At 45.5% G+C, this 17,165-nt stretch carries 17 protein-coding genes; 4 read left to right on the forward strand and 13 right to left on the reverse strand.

Features of this window, described 5'->3' with window-relative positions:
• Positions 1 to 2: 2 nt before the first annotated feature.
• Positions 3 to 2,714 (reverse strand): hypothetical protein, encoded by a 2,712-nt coding sequence (locus tag MHI01_RS09325; RefSeq protein WP_340982982.1) that lies wholly within the window; start codon positions 2,712 to 2,714, stop codon positions 3 to 5.
• 269 nt (positions 2,715 to 2,983) lie between these two features.
• Here MHI01_RS09325 and MHI01_RS09330 point away from each other — a divergent pair, with 269 nt between their 5' ends.
• Positions 2,984 to 3,556 (forward strand): hypothetical protein, encoded by a 573-nt coding sequence (locus MHI01_RS09330; RefSeq protein WP_076318334.1) that lies wholly within the window; start codon positions 2,984 to 2,986, stop codon positions 3,554 to 3,556.
• Between the two features lie 124 nt (positions 3,557 to 3,680).
• On the opposite strand, the gene MHI01_RS09335 is transcribed toward MHI01_RS09330, so the two are convergent.
• A complete protein-coding gene (locus tag MHI01_RS09335) occupies positions 3,681 to 4,067 on the reverse strand; it encodes a DUF423 domain-containing protein (protein WP_017689551.1) in 387 nt (128 codons plus the stop codon).
• A gap of 479 nt (positions 4,068 to 4,546) precedes the next feature.
• Here MHI01_RS09335 and MHI01_RS09340 point away from each other — a divergent pair, with 479 nt between their 5' ends.
• A complete protein-coding gene (locus tag MHI01_RS09340; protein ID WP_339198443.1) occupies positions 4,547 to 5,017 on the forward strand; it encodes a hypothetical protein in 471 nt (156 codons plus the stop codon).
• Positions 5,018 to 5,122: 105 nt separating this feature from the next.
• Complete coding sequence (locus MHI01_RS09345; protein ID WP_100529478.1) at positions 5,123 to 5,971, forward strand: DegV family protein; 849 nt, start codon at positions 5,123 to 5,125, stop codon at positions 5,969 to 5,971.
• Between the two features lie 194 nt (positions 5,972 to 6,165).
• Here MHI01_RS09345 and pdaA read toward each other — a convergent pair whose 3' ends face one another.
• Together pdaA and MHI01_RS09355 are read right to left on the reverse strand one after the other, a co-directional pair.
• Positions 6,166 to 6,945, reverse strand: a complete 780-nt coding sequence (gene pdaA / locus MHI01_RS09350; RefSeq protein ID WP_036669871.1) for a delta-lactam-biosynthetic de-N-acetylase — start codon at positions 6,943 to 6,945, stop codon at positions 6,166 to 6,168.
• Between the two features lie 97 nt (positions 6,946 to 7,042).
• Complete coding sequence (locus MHI01_RS09355) at positions 7,043 to 7,453, reverse strand: hypothetical protein (protein WP_076209139.1); 411 nt, start codon at positions 7,451 to 7,453, stop codon at positions 7,043 to 7,045.
• 207 nt (positions 7,454 to 7,660) lie between these two features.
• Here MHI01_RS09355 and cysC point away from each other — a divergent pair, with 207 nt between their 5' ends.
• Positions 7,661 to 8,299, forward strand: coding sequence for an adenylyl-sulfate kinase (cysC, locus tag MHI01_RS09360; protein WP_017689556.1), 639 nt, complete (start codon positions 7,661 to 7,663; stop codon positions 8,297 to 8,299).
• Between the two features lie 162 nt (positions 8,300 to 8,461).
• Here cysC and MHI01_RS09365 read toward each other — a convergent pair whose 3' ends face one another.
• The 9 genes from MHI01_RS09365 to MHI01_RS09405 form a co-directional block, all read right to left on the reverse strand.
• Positions 8,462 to 10,279, reverse strand: a complete 1,818-nt coding sequence (locus MHI01_RS09365) for an ABC transporter ATP-binding protein (protein WP_179087903.1) — start codon at positions 10,277 to 10,279, stop codon at positions 8,462 to 8,464.
• Positions 10,279 to 11,412 (reverse strand): nucleotidyltransferase domain-containing protein, encoded by a 1,134-nt coding sequence (locus MHI01_RS09370; protein ID WP_340984840.1) that lies wholly within the window; start codon positions 11,410 to 11,412, stop codon positions 10,279 to 10,281. The genes MHI01_RS09365 and MHI01_RS09370 overlap by 1 nt, the downstream gene beginning before the upstream one ends.
• A gap of 52 nt (positions 11,413 to 11,464) precedes the next feature.
• Positions 11,465 to 11,947, reverse strand: a complete 483-nt coding sequence (locus tag MHI01_RS09375) for a lasso peptide biosynthesis B2 protein (protein ID WP_076252729.1) — start codon at positions 11,945 to 11,947, stop codon at positions 11,465 to 11,467.
• Positions 11,948 to 11,951: 4 nt separating this feature from the next.
• On the reverse strand, positions 11,952 to 12,251 hold the full coding sequence (locus MHI01_RS09380; protein ID WP_017689560.1) for a lasso peptide biosynthesis PqqD family chaperone: 300 nt from the start codon (positions 12,249 to 12,251) through the stop codon (positions 11,952 to 11,954).
• Complete coding sequence (locus MHI01_RS09385; RefSeq protein WP_340982983.1) at positions 12,248 to 13,195, reverse strand: aldolase; 948 nt, start codon at positions 13,193 to 13,195, stop codon at positions 12,248 to 12,250. The genes MHI01_RS09380 and MHI01_RS09385 overlap by 4 nt, the downstream gene beginning before the upstream one ends.
• Before the next feature lie 139 nt (positions 13,196 to 13,334).
• The gene (locus MHI01_RS09390; protein ID WP_174806426.1) at positions 13,335 to 13,472 is read right to left on the reverse strand and encodes a paeninodin family lasso peptide; all 138 of its coding nucleotides are present in this window, start codon (positions 13,470 to 13,472) and stop codon (positions 13,335 to 13,337) included.
• A gap of 53 nt (positions 13,473 to 13,525) precedes the next feature.
• Positions 13,526 to 13,660, reverse strand: a complete 135-nt coding sequence (locus tag MHI01_RS09395) for a paeninodin family lasso peptide (protein ID WP_105598020.1) — start codon at positions 13,658 to 13,660, stop codon at positions 13,526 to 13,528.
• A 65-nt stretch (positions 13,661 to 13,725) separates the two neighbouring features.
• Positions 13,726 to 15,657: an asparagine synthase-related protein gene (locus MHI01_RS09400; protein WP_036609989.1), complete on the reverse strand. Its 1,932-nt coding sequence runs from the start codon at positions 15,655 to 15,657 to the stop codon at positions 13,726 to 13,728.
• Positions 15,654 to 16,922: a sulfotransferase family protein gene (locus tag MHI01_RS09405; RefSeq protein ID WP_340982984.1), complete on the reverse strand. Its 1,269-nt coding sequence runs from the start codon at positions 16,920 to 16,922 to the stop codon at positions 15,654 to 15,656. Before MHI01_RS09405 ends, MHI01_RS09400 begins: the two co-directional genes overlap by 4 nt.
• Between the last annotated feature and the right edge of the window lie 243 nt (positions 16,923 to 17,165).

Raw genomic sequence — 17,165 nt, forward strand, 5'->3', positions numbered from 1 at the left:
CGCTACTCCTTCACATGCATTTGGGTCATTTTAAAGGTTTTTCCCGCGTACTCAATATCGCCGTCCCGGTCTCTAACCGGATAATGAATGATGTGATCATTGCTGAGCAATAGATTGCGAATAATCTGATCTCCTGACACATCCCATACAAATTGCTTTGATTTCTCCGCATTTCGATAACACATGTCCACAATCATATTGCACAGATCTTCTTCGTTATTACAGATCTCCAGCGCCTGCTCCTTAAAGCGTGAAACAAACAACTGCCATCGGGCAGATCTTTCTTCCTTTTTCACCTTACTCTTGCGCAAGTTAGTCATATAGCTACGTAGCTCTTCGTTATGCATCTGATATAAACGTTGAATCTCTTTGTAACGAGCTTGTGAGTATTTTTTGGTACTCATCAATATCGTATGATCAAATGGACTCTCGGACTGTTTTAGCTTTAACTTGTTGAACTCATCTTCCACTTGATGGCATAACCGGTTCATCACAGATGGTGCCGTGGATACAGGCATTCTCTGTTCATACTGTGCCAGGAACTGTTCCTGATCCGGAGATAGCTCCTTCTTCGAATACAACTCATCCACAGTCATGCCAAATAACTGCAAGCACTTCTGACTCGTTTTTTCTACATAGGTGGTATATTCTTTCTTCTGTTCCGGGTCATTGTATATGAAAAAATAAGGTTTCTTGTGTGCTACCATTTTCAAGGCAGACTCGTCCGTTACCGCAGCGCGAATATCATACCAGTGCTTCGGCATTTTTTTACATTCAATACCTTTGGCCTGATCAATGGCATTTTGTTGATAATGCTGACCACATTGAATTCGGTACATCATTTCCTGATATTCTGCACTATGCTCCTCATAATTGGCTAATACATCAAACATCGATGTGATTTTGTTCGTTGTAAAACCGATCAGATCACCGAAGCTGTCTTTGTTGGCCTGAACCAGATCCTTTTCATCCGGAATTTTTTGGGCTGAGGTTTTCTGCACACATACAATCGCATCAAGCTCCTGAATAGCCCCAAGAATTGTGTGGTTATCTGTAGTTAAGACCTGATCACTATCCATATCTGCACCATTTAAGGAATGTGTCGTCGTATCCCATGAATTCAAGAGCGTGACCGTGTTCATATAGCGATACCAATGCTGCATCTCGTCTGTATTTTGAAAACGAAGCACCTTGATATTGTTGTGACAAGTCATCGGAGCTCTGAAGCAAGCTACACGGTCCACGTGGCGTTCATTCCAATAGCTGGAGTAGAACTCACCTGAACTCAGCAATCCTGTTAAAGGCAAGCCAAATATGCTCTGACACAATGTATAGGGATCGCCAGATATAATGCTGAAATTGCCTTTCACTCGTAGAACTCCGATCTTGGCTTCATTCATTCGCTTACGTATTAAGGTATGAATTTTGTTGCGCACAAAAGGATCATCTATAAGTCGCGGGTCTACCGTCAGCCCTTTGATATAATCATCTGGACTATTTCTATAATCGTTCTCATGGATGTGAATTCCTTTGAGAAATAACAGTGCCTTGCGATAGTCTTCACCTAGCACATCTTTAATCGAGTCTACTGTGGGACGAATAAGTTCACCAATCTCGTTATCATCCAATTGGAGTGACTGAATAAACTGGTAATTTAAATGACGCTCATCCTCCAGTTCTTCGGGTGTAACCTTCGTTACGCTGAACGTGTAGCCATAATAACCGCAACATAACAGGTAATCGTCGATACTGTTGTATGAGCTCCATAGTTTGAGCATGGACGTTGTGATGATCAGGTCTACCTCTCGAATATCCACAGGATTACCCCAGGCATCGTCCACCATATCATTGCCTGCAACTCGATCTGCAAATTCGTGATAATCAAATGTAAAGACCATCCCTTTACAGAAGCTATTACGAATACAGAAGCCACTCGGGATATATGCATGTCCCAGCTCGGTTGCCCATCGTTCACTAAGTGCAGGAGAGATAAGACCGAACCCATCACTCATATTCATCTGAATAGGCTCATTTTTCCTACTCTCTATGCGAGGGTATTCTGTCTCGGTATCATCAATCTGAATTATGTCTGCACCAAATTCAGTTATACAATCATGAACAACCAATACCCGCTCGGGATGTGACACAGGCGTGCTTGTACTGCAAGCCAAGGCCTTATACGCCTCCAGTTTGGCAGGAACCAGCTCTTTATTGGGATCTCTGCCGTTATTCAATCTTTTCTCTAACAGCGGATGAATATCCTCACTCACATAAATGACCGTCGAACTTTTGGCTCCACCTGTCGTAGCCAATAACCGCTTGTATTTCTTGCCGTTGATGGAGAAAGCTTTCGATGAATTCAGCCGATCATAGTCTTTATTATTTTCAATGACCACCAGCAAGTAATCATCGGCAAATTTCAGGTTTTTCAGTTCTTCATGCAATTTCTTCATTGTTCTTTTATGTTCAGCATTGGTTTTCAAGGCTTTTAATCGCTCTATTTCCAGCTTGATTCTAGCCAGATCTTGTTCCCTCTCTTTGTAGCCTCGAATACGATCGATAAAACGAAACACCTGATGGTTTCCAATAGATGCCACTTCTCCATTTACTGTCGCTTCTTGATAAGTAAGATGCAGATCATAATCCGCTTTTCTAATTCTGGAAGATGTAATTTTATAAACGTATCTCAATCGATCCTGATATGCATTGCCCATTCCCGATTCCCCCTGTTGCTTCCTGTCCTGATTAAATAAATTATAGAGTAGACCCGCACGACTGGCGCAGGCAAACAGGACGATCAGGGGATGAAAAAAGAAGAATATTTGTTCTATTCTGGGGAGAAATTAAGGGGCACTCCGGGACTAGATTCATTTCGAATCGGCATATTTCTGCGTCTCTAGCACTATGATAATTTCCTTTTTAATGATATAGTGAATTGAAGCGTTTTTTTGAGCTGACATAATTTTTAACGGGGCTGGGATGAATGAAAGAAACCTTATCCAATCAAGAGGACATCGGCTTTTTATTTAATGTCGATATACTTATTAAGAGCCGCTCAAATGCATTGGCACTGCAGTCCCTGTTGGAGTTCATAAACAATGAAGAACAAATTGCGGACTTTCGGATTCAATCCGGCATAGAGCTAGGCAAAATTATTGAAGCGACACTTCAGTCCAAGAAGGACTCTTTCGTCACACTTCACAACGAACGCAAAAAAGCCAACGCAGCACAGAAGGCGTCCACTGCAGCTCAGACACCTGCCTCACCTGCTCCAGTCAAAACACAGAATCTACAGGAACAACCGGTTAGCGAGAAAAAGCCTGCCACCCAAACATCCAATGTATCCGATGGAAACTCGTTTGATGCGTGGATTGACACGCTCATCAAAGAGAATAAACTCACCCGTATTGTTGTCAATAACAAGAACGGTAAACATCAGAGCATTCCTTGCCGTATTCTGAATTTTGATCGTGATACCAGTATTGTGAGCATCTACCATGTCGATGAAAAACAGGTGTATACGTTCCGAACCAATGAAATCGATGAGTTCCTGTAACTAACTTCATCGGATTAAAACAAAAAGCAACTTGCGTTAGAATGACGGTACATTCTAACGCAAGTTGCTTTTTTAGTTCTATAGTTCATGTAGGATTGAACCCTCCGAGATTTGTTTGGACCGATCAGGAGCGATCCTTACCTCGCTGCCATACATCTAATGCCAATAACAACCATCCGGCAATGAAGGCTACCCCGCCAATCGGTGTGATGGCACCCAGAATCTTGATGCCAGAAATACTAAGCACATACAAGCTGCCCGAGAACACAATAATTCCGATAAACAACAGACGCGCTGCCCACTTCAGTTTTGTCGATGCTCCAAGTTGACCAGCCGTCAAACCAATAATGAGCAAAGCCAATGCATGAATCATGTGATATTGTACACCTGTCTCATATGTAGCTATGGCCGCCGGCCCAATCGTATCCTTGAGCATGTGAGCACCAAACGCACCAATCGCCACCGACAGCATGGTCATTACAGCTCCAAGCATCATCCATCTTCGTTGCATATAAGTTCTCTCCCTTAATTCAACTACACTTCACACCTATTATTGTAGCGAATCCACTCCTTCTTTACCAGTCGGGACAGAGCTTCAAAGATCATATGTCTGTTTATACTTACTAATCCTATTCCTACCCTAAATATCGTAATATATCGTAGAAAACTGGCGTAAATCCTTGATTTTTATCGACAATTATGGAAAAGTAAACAGGTATGTAATCGTTGTATTTTAAGTGCAAGTTCAAAAAGATTGGTTTTCAGTACCGAGAAGATGGGATGAAGCTAGAAATGGAGTAGCGGAGCGTAGGGAAAACTACGTGAGCAACGGACATTTCGGGTGAATCCCATATTCGATGATGATGATGCCGTTAGGCATCTTTCGTAATCAAAAGCGGACTTTTTGAACAACCTCTAAAAGGAGAATCATTACTCATCGATTAGGTTGATAACACTCAGTACGATGATTAAGGGAGGCAAGTCAACATTATGGATAATCGCGATTCCTATAATTCAGGTTATAACAACACGGATCAGAATCCTGGCCATGCAGATCCATACAATAACAATGGGTATGAAGCATACCCGCCAGATGATGAAAGGCAACCAATGATACCACTGAAACATTCCGGACCTGGGATCGCCAGCTTTGTCATTGGGTTGGTTGCAATCTTGGGTTATATTCTGATATTCTTTATTGCCACCATGGCTGTAAACGAGTCCATCGGAGTTCTCACCCCGTTGCAGACAGAAGAGATCGCCTTGCATCCAGCAGTGGTTCTGGCTTCATTAGCCATTCTGGTCTGCCTGATTCTCAATCTGGCCGGAGGCATCGTCGGAATTATTGGTCTTGTCCTCAAGAATCGAAAGAAAGTTTTTGCCATTATCGGAACCATATTAAATGGGATTATGATTCTGTTATTCGTTGGACTTATTTTGGTAGGCATGACGCTGATGTAACGCTTTGCATCAGCGTCATGTTTCCTTATAATTAAAATGAATGGGTTTACACATAAGTACAATCTATATTTTTTGCCAAAATCATTGTTTTCAAAGGAGATTGACATGTCACGAATCAAAATTTTTGCGGACAGCACAAGTGATCTAGCTCCAGAATGGATCCAGCAGCACGATATCGGTATCATCCCCTTATATGTCGTGTTCGGTGAAGAATCACTGAAAGACGGTGCTGAGATTAAGCCTGAACAGCTATATGAACGTGTTAGCCAAGATGGGCGTCTTCCCAAAACAGCTGCACCTTCCCCCGCTGATTTCATAACGGCATTTCAACCTTACATAGATCAAGGGGATGAGATTTTATATATCAGCTTATCTTCTGAACTTTCCTCTACCTATCAAAATGCACGACTAGCGAGTTCCGAGTTCCCGGAAGGTCGAATATCGGTCATTGACTCACAGAATCTCTCATCAGGAATTGCACTGATGGTGATGAAAGCTGTTCATGCTGCTGATAAAGGACAAAACCTGACTCAGATTACACACCTGATTGAGGCGATGAAATCAAATGTACGCACGGAGTTTGTTATCGATACACTAGAGTATCTGCATAAAGGCGGACGCTGTTCGGGCATGCAGAACCTGATTGGAAGCCTGTTGAAGATTCGTCCTGTCATCCGGGTAACAGATGGCAAGATGGCACCTGCCTATAAAGTGCGCGGCAAACGGGAGAAAGCTCTGGAACAAATGCTGAATAATACGCTCAGCCAGAAAGATCAGATCGATCCAGACCTGCTGATTGTTGTGCACACCATGGCTGAAGAGGATGCGCTTGACTTGCAGAAGTCTTTGCAGGAACATACGGGTGCCCGAGTTGAACTAACCACTGCTGGTTGTGTAGTATGCAGTCATTGCGGCCCGAAAACGATTGGAATCATCTATAATACTGTTTTATAGTATTACACGTTACATCGTATCGTATTACCCAATCCTTTCTTCTAGATCTGTATGTGGTACATCCAATACTTGGACTGGCATACCGTTATAACTAAAAAGGGCATTCCGAGCTTAATCGCTCAGGATGCCCTTTAATATTTTTGCTAAACTTTTGAATGACCTACACTTGGTCCATTGCTCATTATGATAATGGATCAATAACTTTTGGTCCGCAGATCATCCAGACTTTTGAATGCGTATCCTTGCTTGCGGGCCTCATCAATAATGGAACCAAGAGCCTCCGTGTTATCTTTGGATACTGAATGAAGCAAAATGACAGCGCCCGGATGGAGTTGTTTCAACACCTGTTGATGAGCATATTGTGCGCCACGCTGCACATTGGTATCCCAATCTTTATAAGCAACAGACCAGAACACATTCACATACCCTTGGGCATGACTCTCTGCAAGCGTACGATTGTTAAAAATTCCTCTCGGTGGCCGTAAAAAGGTCGCTTGTTGACCGGTCAGCCGATTGACCTCCGTCTTGACCTTCTCAAGTTCCTCTCTAAGCTTTTCATTGGAGATGCGGGTCATATCCGGATGACTCCATGAATGATTACCGACAATATGACCTTCAGCCGCCATACGTTTGACCAACTCAGGCTGATCTTTCAGATAATGACCTGTCACAAAGAAAGCCGCCGGCACCTTCTTGGTACGCAAAACATCCAGTATGGCAGGTGTGAATCCATTCTCATACCCGTTATCAAACGTGAGATACAATTCCTTCTGTTTTGTATCCCCCAGGAAAATGGCATCGTTATGTTGTAAGATTGATTTGAAGCCTTCCTGATCAATGGAGGGCAGTTGACCGTTTTGACTTTTTTTGAAGCCAAAGTGATACGCTCCGGTAACCGGTGATGCTTCAGTCTGTGCCGGTACCATACTGATGGATAACAGTCCCAACAGTATATATAGAACCATTCGCTTCATTCTATCCGCTCCTGTTCCTGAAAAATTCGGTTAGTCGTTTGCACACACGAACACCTTCAGGTAATATGCCACAGGAACGGCTAATGTATGTAAATCATTAACGATCGAAACGTTTATTTTCAGGTTGTGGCGGAGATTGATGGAACAATTCAAGTAAGGTCTGAGGTTTGCCACTGGAAGCAAGCCATTCCCTCACGGTCTGTATGGCACGGGTCTGTCCATCTCCCCGATCACGCCATGTAAGCAACTCGATAACTTTGATAATCAAGGCCGACATATTGTGATTATCCAGTTCGGACCGCTCTGCCCTCAGCTTGTGATACAAAGCCTCCTGCTCCCAATCCAGTAGAATCTCATCACCGATGGTTGGCTTCAAAAGTGTATACGCTCTGTCACAACCTTTACAACGAACCGTGCTGACCTGTTCATCTATAAATTCCGCTCGGATATCCTGCTCGCAATCCGGGCATTTGAACCCAACTTGTATGTTTTGAATGTTTTTGTTCATGACATTGTTCCTCCTGCTATGTGAGCATTTTGCATCATTCGATTCAAAATACTCCTTGGATATATGCATAATGCTTATGTATGTACTACATCTATACCCGATATTTTGTCGATTCACGCTTATTTTGAAGAAATCTGTAAGGTGCTATAATCTTGTAAATATGTTAAAATATTATACATATCATGGTAGGGAAAAGGCGGGATACTCATGTCGAAGGAAGAGCGCAACATAACCTGGCAATCATCCAGCATCAACAGGCAAGACCGGGAGAAGCATAATGGGCACCATAGTCGTGCCATATGGTTTACCGGGTTATCAGGTGCAGGAAAGTCATCCCTTGCATTTGCCCTGGAGCAGTATCTCTACGATCAAGGCGTACGCTGTTATGTTCTGGACGGGGATAATGTACGTCATGGACTGAACCGTGATCTCGGTTTTACAGCAGGGGATCGTCAAGAAAATCTGCGGCGAATTGGTGAAGTATCAAAGTTAATGGTAGACGCCGGGTTGTTTGTACTTTCGGCTTTTATCTCTCCTCATGAACAGGATCGGGAGATGGTTAGACAGTTATTTGAACCAGATGATTTCATTGAAATCTATGTGCGCTGTTCAATTCAAGAATGTGAGCGTCGTGATCCCAAGGGTCTATACAAAAAAGCACGCAATGGTGACATCCCGCATTTCACAGGCATTTCCGCCCCCTATGATGTACCCAAATCTCCTTCATTTATCATCGATACAGAGCAATGGTCCATTGAGGAAGCCGTGCAAGAGATCGTACAGCATTTGGAGCAGATCGGTGCTCTTCAACTGCCGCTTCCTACGAAAACAGCCCTCGTTCATTAATTCTTGCTCATTATACTAACTACTTACATGAAAGGCGCACCAATCGTGGCGCGCCTCTTTACGTGAACCCATTGCTGGTTATACCATAGATAAATGAATAAAGAGAAAAAGATACACACTCTATCATCACGTTTGAACGTCTTCTGATGTCCACTCACTCACTTACTGCCCCACAACACCCGCTTGCATGTTCAAAAGTTTGCTGAACGTCCCTACCGGATCAGTAGATAACTGCTGGTACCCGCCCTCTTGAATCACCCGACCTTCATCAAGTACAATTACACGATCTGCCGTCCGAATCGTGGACAATCGGTGTGCAATCACGATAATGGTCACATGTCCTTTTAACCGTTCCAGCGCCTCATGAATGTACTGTTCATTCTCACTGTCCAGCGCACTCGTTGCTTCATCCAGTACCAATACAGAAGGATTACGCAGCATAGCCCGGGCAAGCACCAATCGCTGACGTTCACCCCCGGATAGACGAATACCCCGATCACCAATAATCGTATCCAGACCCTGAGGCAACTTCCGTACAAATGCTGCAGAGGAGGAAAATTGCAAAGCCTGCCACATCTGTTCTTCACTTGCATTTGGATCAACCAGACGCAGATTCTCACGAATACTTGTGTGAAACAGGAATGGATCTTGGGAGACATATCCGATTGAACTTCGCCAGCTCAATAATCGTTCTTCTGACAGAGGAACACCGTCAATCAAAATACGACCAGTTTCAGGCCTCACAAGGCCCATAATCAGATCTATCAGCGTGCTTTTGCCTGCTCCGGATTTCCCCACAATTGCGGTCATACCCCTTGCTGGAATCGAAGCTTGCACATTTCTCAATGAGTAAGCATCACTTCCCTCATAGCGATAGCAGACATCCTCACAGGTGATAGATCCCTTCAGTTCCATAGGTTGAATCCCATCAGTTCCAACGTCTCCTGCCGAAGCAATCTCTTCACTAATCTCACGACTCTTCGCCGTCTGCGCTTGTAATTCTCTGACTACCCGAAATGCAGGCAGCATGGAGCTGATGTACTCCAGATTGGACTGAATTGCCGTAAACCTTGGCCATAAGCGGGAAAAGATTAGGATGATGAGCAGCAGACTTGCGGGTGGCACCGTCATTACACGGAGAGAAAGATAGATGAATGCCGCAATAATGATTGCCGCGGACATCCGGTGAATCAGCTGTGTTCCACTGTTCAATTGGCTAAACTGAATGACATTGCGTTCTATCTGTCTGCACATGCGCTCAAACCAGTTCATGTGTGAGCGCTCAAGCATGTTACTCTTAATATCCTTAATGCCGTTGAAATGCTCGGTAATGCCGTTATAATAACTTTGCGAGAATTCAGAGGTCTGATCCCCGATCTGCTTGGCCCGCTTGACGAATTTTCTCAAGACAAAAAATAATAACAATCCACAGACCAGCACAAGTGCCGTCAGCTTGGCGGATAACCAGAAAGCAAGACCGATCTGAATGCCCGTAAAGATCAGAGAGGCTGCCATTTGCAGCATAATGCTCGTACCCTGGCTCACACGTGCAAGTTCAGTCGTTAATATATGGTTAAAATCGGATTTTCGTTTTTGGAGAAAAAATGACCATTGCGCCATAATAATAGCACCATAGGTTTCCATGCGCAGCGTTCGTACAAATTGCTGTTGGATTCGAGTATTACGGATCGTCTGGAGACGCTGCATCCAGGCCTGTCCGGAGACAATCAACACAAAGGTGAACAATACGAGTAACAATTGGCTATTTTCAGAAAAACGATTCAACACGTCGCCAAGCCAGGGAATGTTTAAGCCTGTGGAGCCCATCTCAAATATGCCAATCAGACTCAGCATCGGAACAAGCATGTAGATACCGATCCCTTCCATGAGACTGATACAGATCATCCCTAGCAGATTCCAATATAAAATGGGCCCCGTGACATGATGCAACTTTCGCATGAAATACCTTAATTCCGAGATCATACTTTACCCCTTTCCGTCACCGTATACCTTTTAATTCGCCGCCAGAACCAGAGAAACGGACGTAACGGAAAGTACAGAAAAAACAAAGAACGCGGAAGCGGCAGTTGATCCACATCCCATGTACTTGGATATAAACGTTCAATAAAGAAAAACCATTTCTGTTTTGTACTTCGAAGTTTAAACAAATACGATTGATAAGACTTCATATCAGCCGGACTTTCCAGCATGTCGTTCATGAACTTTGCGCCTTCGTTGGCTAATCGCTTGCCTGTACGGTCACTCAAGGACATCAAGGACCTGTACTCTACATCCAGCGGCGTATTCAGTAGCTCCGAGGCCAGATAAAGAGCCTGTGAACCAATGGATAAACGTCCCTCCGCTTTCAGACGTCTCTCTAATTTCTTCACATCAAGTGGCATGCTGCGGATCATCTGGTCGATATCCAGTAACCAGCGCAGTCTGAACCAGCCGTGTCGTGCACCATGAGTTACGAGATAGGCCCATAGGTCTTCTTGTTCGAGCATACGGACAGGTGTCTGTGTGTATGAACTGAACCGGCTGCGTTTCCACAGCAATTCAAAATCGGTTTCTTTGCCCGAATCCGGGTTCAAGCGCCAATGGATCTCCACTTGAGTCCTTTTGACCGGATGGGTGTAACAGATATGATGTTCCCGCCATTTCCAGCTGCGCACCGTAGGTGCCCGCTCCCCTTCCTTGGATATATATCCGAGGGTAGCCAGAATGCCTTCAGCCGCTTCCACATCATCAAACGGAATCAGGATATCCAGGTCTTTGGAGGTTCGCATCGATACATCGCCATAGAGATCATGGGCGAGCGCTGGCCCCTTTAGTGTAATATTGCGGATACCACATTCACGAAAAGCTCCACACACCTGCTCCATCTCAGCTGTCAGATGTAACATGCGAAACGTATTGACCGTATATTGTTGTCTCAGACTCTCCATAACATCTGCAGGAATGATTGCAGAGCTTAATTCTTTCATTTTCACATAAAGGACAGAGTATAAGCGGTGATGATAGACAAGCCGCAGAAAAAGCTGCCAATCGGTTCCTTGCAAACCCTCCTTGAGTTCTTCAGGGGATAGAGCCGTCAGATCACCTCTAATCATGCTCAAAATCAGCTTAAGCTCCTTCGGAAACCCTGATGAATAGAGTTCACTTTCATGTATCATAGACAATCTCCCCAGATCCCTTCTCCGGACACCGTTTGCCAAACACACCGACAACCGTATATTGGTCCATAGTATCAGCTCCGGTCACGATCAATTTACCACTTCGCAGCCAGGCATGAGCCATCATATGTCCTTGCTTATTCCGTGCAGTCCCCATGTATAACGTACTCTCTATCTTGCGTCGCTCAAGCATCTTCATCCCGGCAATCGCCATTACAAGGCAGCGGCTTTCCCATAACGTATATTTGCTGGCGAGCGAAATTGCTTTGGAAATATTCCGTATAGTGATGACCTCCCTGCGTTCGAGTCCTGTCATCGGTGTTTCTACCATAGGCGTACCCAGCCCTGGCGCGATTTTAGCGAATGGCATAGCCTTCTGTATGCGTGCCCAGCCAAGGAGGATATAGGCCTCCCAAACCAGTCGACGCATCGACCGCGGGAGCGAGAGATAAGCCTTTATTTTTCGCAACATCATTCTACACTCCGCGAGTAACGTCGATTAAACCTTCACGGGACAGATGTTCCAGGAATTGTACTACCTGCTCACGACATACATCTGGCTCAATCTCATACTCCGCAGCAAGTACCTCAACAACTTCACCCAGCGTGCGTTCTTCTGCGATCAGATCCCAGATTCGTCCACCGGTACTCCCGAGATTATAGTATTTTCCAGAGCTAATGCTCATCATGACTTTCTCACTGCCCATATCACTGACCAGATTGCCTTCCTTCCGGGTTACCCGGTCTTCCACATTCATCGGCGTAGTCGCTGTCATTGTCCTGTATGCACTCCTTTACGTATATGATCTGTGATCCGATTCACCATCTCAAATGCTGTAAACTCAGCACCCGTTCTGACCAATCTGCCAATCTCCACACTTGCTGAAAGTCTTGAAGCCGTCTCAAACAACCATTGTGCCAGTCCCTGTCTTGCAACGAGTCCACCACGGAACGTATGCGAGCATAACAGATGCAGTCGTTCCAGCCCCGTCACTTCCACCAGTTGAACAGATGTATGGTTTGCCTCCGGTTGTGGAGCAAGTTCAAATATTCCACCTAGTGGTACGGCCATCTCATGAAAATAGTGCTGAACAGGTATCGCATACTTTGTAATCTCTGCGTGAACCGTTGCATAATCCTGTTCCTTCATGCCGAAGCCGTCCAGACTGGGTTGCCATAACTTCTGTTGCGGGTAACCAGGTGATACAATAGCTCTTCCTCCGGCATCCCAGGTCAGTGCAACAACATCATCGGTGAGAAGTGGATATCCGCGTGATGCCAGTGCGGCCGACAGTGTCGATTTGCCTGCTCCCGAATGTCCGACAAATGCGTAAGCCCAGCCATCAATAACCACTGCACTGCCATGCAATGGAAGGATGCTACGCTGCATCATAATGACCGCCATACAGGTGCCCAGGATGAATAATCTGACCTTCTTCTCATCCGCTCCTGGCTGAGGGGATACAACAATGCGCTTTCCTTGTTCCATTAGAAACAGACCTGTATCTTCGATTTTGAAAAAAAGACTGCCCTCTCGTGCCACAAAGTTGTCGTTGCCTACATCCCAACCCTCCCACAATAGGGTCAGATCTGAAGACTCGATGTGCACATCCACGACATCAAAATCAGTCTCTGCATCCTTGGGTGCGATCTGTAGTTCAGGCATTCGAATTTGACTCGACCAGCGCAGACCATACGCCACATAATGCACAGGCAACAATGAACGACGCCTCCTTCGTAATAAAATGTAAAAAAAAGCCCTTATATTCATGTTGCTCAATATAAGGGCGGAGGCGAAAAGCTGGATTTGTTGCATTTCCGCCCTTTAAGTATGATGACACTTCATAAAACTAAACAACTTAGGAAGTTGGATCGTACAGATCCGCATCGTGAACCGTGATCCAGTCAATTTGTCTGTAGCCAGTACCGGCCATTGTTTGATTGACTTCCAACACTTCAAGAGCTGGTGCTTGCCATTCCTTTTTTTCCATTTGCATCGTATTCACCTCCTTTTCGCACTTCTAAGTATGATGGCATATGGTAAAGCTTTCTAACTAGTTCCGTAGAGATCCGCATCGTGAACCGTAACCCAGTCGATATGTTTGTAACCTGTGCCCGCCATTGTTTGGTTGACTTCCAATATTTCCAGTGCTGGTTCTTGCCATTCCTTTTTTTCCCTTTGCATCGTATTCACCTCCTATCATGAGTCAAATGTAAGAAAAATCCGGGCCCACAGTTCACCGGGCTATATCAGAATTTCCGAATGAACCGATAGACAATCAGACTATGCATCATCAATCGCAGATCTGGATGCGAAGCAAGTTCAGGTCTTGGACTCGGGAAATTGGCCAGGGCAGACTTGATACGCTCCGTGTTTAATATGCCAGCGACCTTGCTGTCAGAACACAAAGCACGTAACTCGGCGGTAAAAGCATCCCAATTCGGAATGATGCGATGTAACCAATCTGCAGGCTGCACACCCCGTACCCGCTGATTCAGTCTGACCTTGTCAGGCAATTCCGGTGAAGTAGCCCGGCGAATCAATGAACGATCCGTCCCTTGTTTCACATATTGTTCAATCGGAACGGACAGACAGAACCGGATGACTCTGGCATCACTTGTCGGATCACGTTCCCAAGCGCGGTAACGCAGAGAACATTTCGTAGCTACAGCACCGTTTTTGTTGGCGATGGCCAGGTTATTAAATTTCTCGGCACGTACTTTGAGTGCATCAGCCTGGGCACCGCCCTGCAGAACAATAATGGATTTGAGTCTTTCCAGTACACCCGTTCTCTGCGCAAAGTCAGGATGGATCAATTGTACGGATGCGGCCTGGCTGGCTCCTTTGGACTGAGCCTTGAACCAATCCGGATATGCCTTTTTCCCGGTGATCTTGGCTATACGTGAGAAAGGCATGCCCGTTCGTTCACTATACTGCTGCATCTCACGGAACCAGCGGTACCAGCGGCCACTTTTCAGTAGACTGGCGTAATAATCCAGAGCCGGTCCCCAGGAGATGGTGAAATTACCACGTGCCCCTGTGAGCAGGATGCCTGCATCTTGCTGGCTCGCTTTTTCATAGAATCCGCGAATCCAGAATGAATTTTCAAAGTATTTATAGGGCATTTCCATAATGTCGAGCCAGGTATCTACTTCACTGAGTGGACTTCTGCCTTCAAAATCGAGGTAGTTCTCTGTGATATTGCCGACATGATTAATCGTGGAACGTATGAAGGGCCGTTCGTCTGCGAGCAACGTTTTCGACGTATAATCTGTGAAATCGGGTACGGGAACATAACTATAGGCCTGCAGCCGTTTGCCCTGACTTCTCAGTGTTCCGGAAGCAAAACCAACCACGGCTCCCGAGTCCAGTCCGCCACTTAATGCAGCAGCCACCTGTCTGTGCGTTCGCAATCGTGATCCAACCGCCTGCCCAAAGACCTCCCGAAACGCTTCTACATACTCGCCATCGGATTTAAGCCTTAGAGGTTCCACTTCATTCCAGCGATGATATTGCTTCAGCTCCAGTCTCCCATCCCGGAAGACAAGTGTATGTGCAGAAGGCAGCTGGCTTATTCCCCGATATACAGTTGAATTGATATCTGCTGAATCATGCATGTCAGGAATGGCAAGGAATTCGGACAGCCAGGTCTCATCAAGTTCTTTATGTACCCCTTCAAGCCCGAGCAACGGATTCATCAGTGTGCAGAAAGCAAAACGTGAACCATCATGTCGGTAATAAAAAGCTCTCATGCCTGTAATGTCTCTCGCTGCATACAGTTTTCGATTCCGCTCATCCCATATCGCGAATACAAAATCCCCCAGCAATCGGACGGCTACATCGTCTCCCCAGCGCTGATAGGCACGCAAGATCAATTCACTATCCGCCAACATAGCCAGTTCAGCTCTAGATATTTGTAATTGATCTGCCAGTTGTTCCCGGTTATCCAGAATGGCATCTGCCGTGATGGTCAGACCACTTTCCTCATCATATAAAGGCAACTTCTCGCTAACCGATTCCGGTGTAATCCATTGGGCATGACAGCTGAGGAACGCCTCATTGCCTTTCCATACTCCTGTTGTATCCGCAGGGACATGCCCCAGGCTTGCGTACAGACGCCAGCTGTCTTCCCATAGCGCCTGCTGACCATCGTTGTGAACAATTCCTGCTATGGCGCTCATGACTTGCCTCCCCGTAGAATCTTGCGCTGTGAAGCCCATGCGCTGATCTGATGACCAAATGGTACCCATGATTTGATACGCTGTATTTTGCTTTGAGCAGAAGCCAGCTGGACTTTCAAGCGTTCTCGCTCACTGTAACCCCGTTCCAGACGATGATCTGCTGCACGTAATGCGGCTTGCAGCTGTCTGATCGTTACCAGTGCAGCTAGCGTCGGGTCTGTCTTTTCCGGTTCTTCGACAACTGGGTCATTAAGATTCCCAACCGGATCATGAACGACAGAATCTGCCGGTTGCATTCGGTATTGTGGTTGCCACTGGCAACCGGTCGCTGCTGTCAACTGATGCGTGATTCGGTCAATGACCTCCTGATCCGGACTTGCATCATAATGTACACCCGTCCATTGTTCGGCTTCTGCGAGCTGTTCACTGTATCCCATCTGGTGGAACAGATCTGCCCCCATCACACGGCAATACAGTTCAACTTCCTGTGGTTCTAATATGTTTTTCCAGTTGTTAACAGAACCCTGATGTGCCTCTTGATGCGAAGAGAGGAAAGGATCACCCACGCCCATACTGTAGAACATGTCAGACTTGGCACTGTCCAGAAACTGTCCATATTGCTCCATTCCCTGTTCATATCGAATTCCCAGAAACGCGCATAGTTTCTCAAGTTCTTCCTGAGGATTGGAAACCAATCGTTCATATTGCAATTCATACGCATTGGAGTGGGGTTTGGCAAAATAATCATTCAAGCGGAGCATCCCAAGTGTGAGATCTACGGATTTCATATTTAATTTGGGGCTCTGCAGACTATGAATCAGGTCGAATCCTTCTCCTGTGTGGCGGTTTACCTTTTTGAATGATGCAGCTACGGCCAGAGGATTACGCTGGAGATGAATACGCTTGGACTGAGGGAACAGACGATCCAGCCATTCCAGCATGTAATAGTACCGTGGAGATTTATCAACGATGAAGTCTGCTCCGCTCCCCTCCAGGAATCCATTGTAGATTTCAAGAGCAAAACTTCTGCACGCCTTTTCGAAGACATCCTCAGATACCATGGCATTGTAGAACTGGCGCATGATGGAGCTGCCACCGTAAGCACGTGAATCAGCCTTGGGTAAATCGACAAGATTCATCAGAAACCACATTTCCTGGGTGGCAAATATACGACTATGATTTTGCAGCATTACGGTGGATAAGGAACTACCACTGCGGGGAACACATAGTAAGAAAACAAGTCCGTTACCTTGAGCATCGATCAATGGCAGCCTCTCCTCTGTTCATTAGTATAAATGTGTAGCTGGGATAGACCAGACTCTACCTTTGTGTTTGGCAAAACGAGTAATATGCACGCTATAGGTCAGCATTTTGCAATATTCCGTCGGAAGTTCACCCGGGAATGAAGCAAAACACATGATTACATTCGACAACTCTCGGATACAATATGTATTTATAGTTTTACTCTATGATACAAAATGTATCATGTCAATCTTTTATTTTCACCT

The sequence above is a fragment of the Paenibacillus sp. FSL M7-0656 genome (assembly GCF_038003225.1).
Classification (GTDB): domain Bacteria; phylum Bacillota; class Bacilli; order Paenibacillales; family Paenibacillaceae; genus Paenibacillus; species Paenibacillus amylolyticus.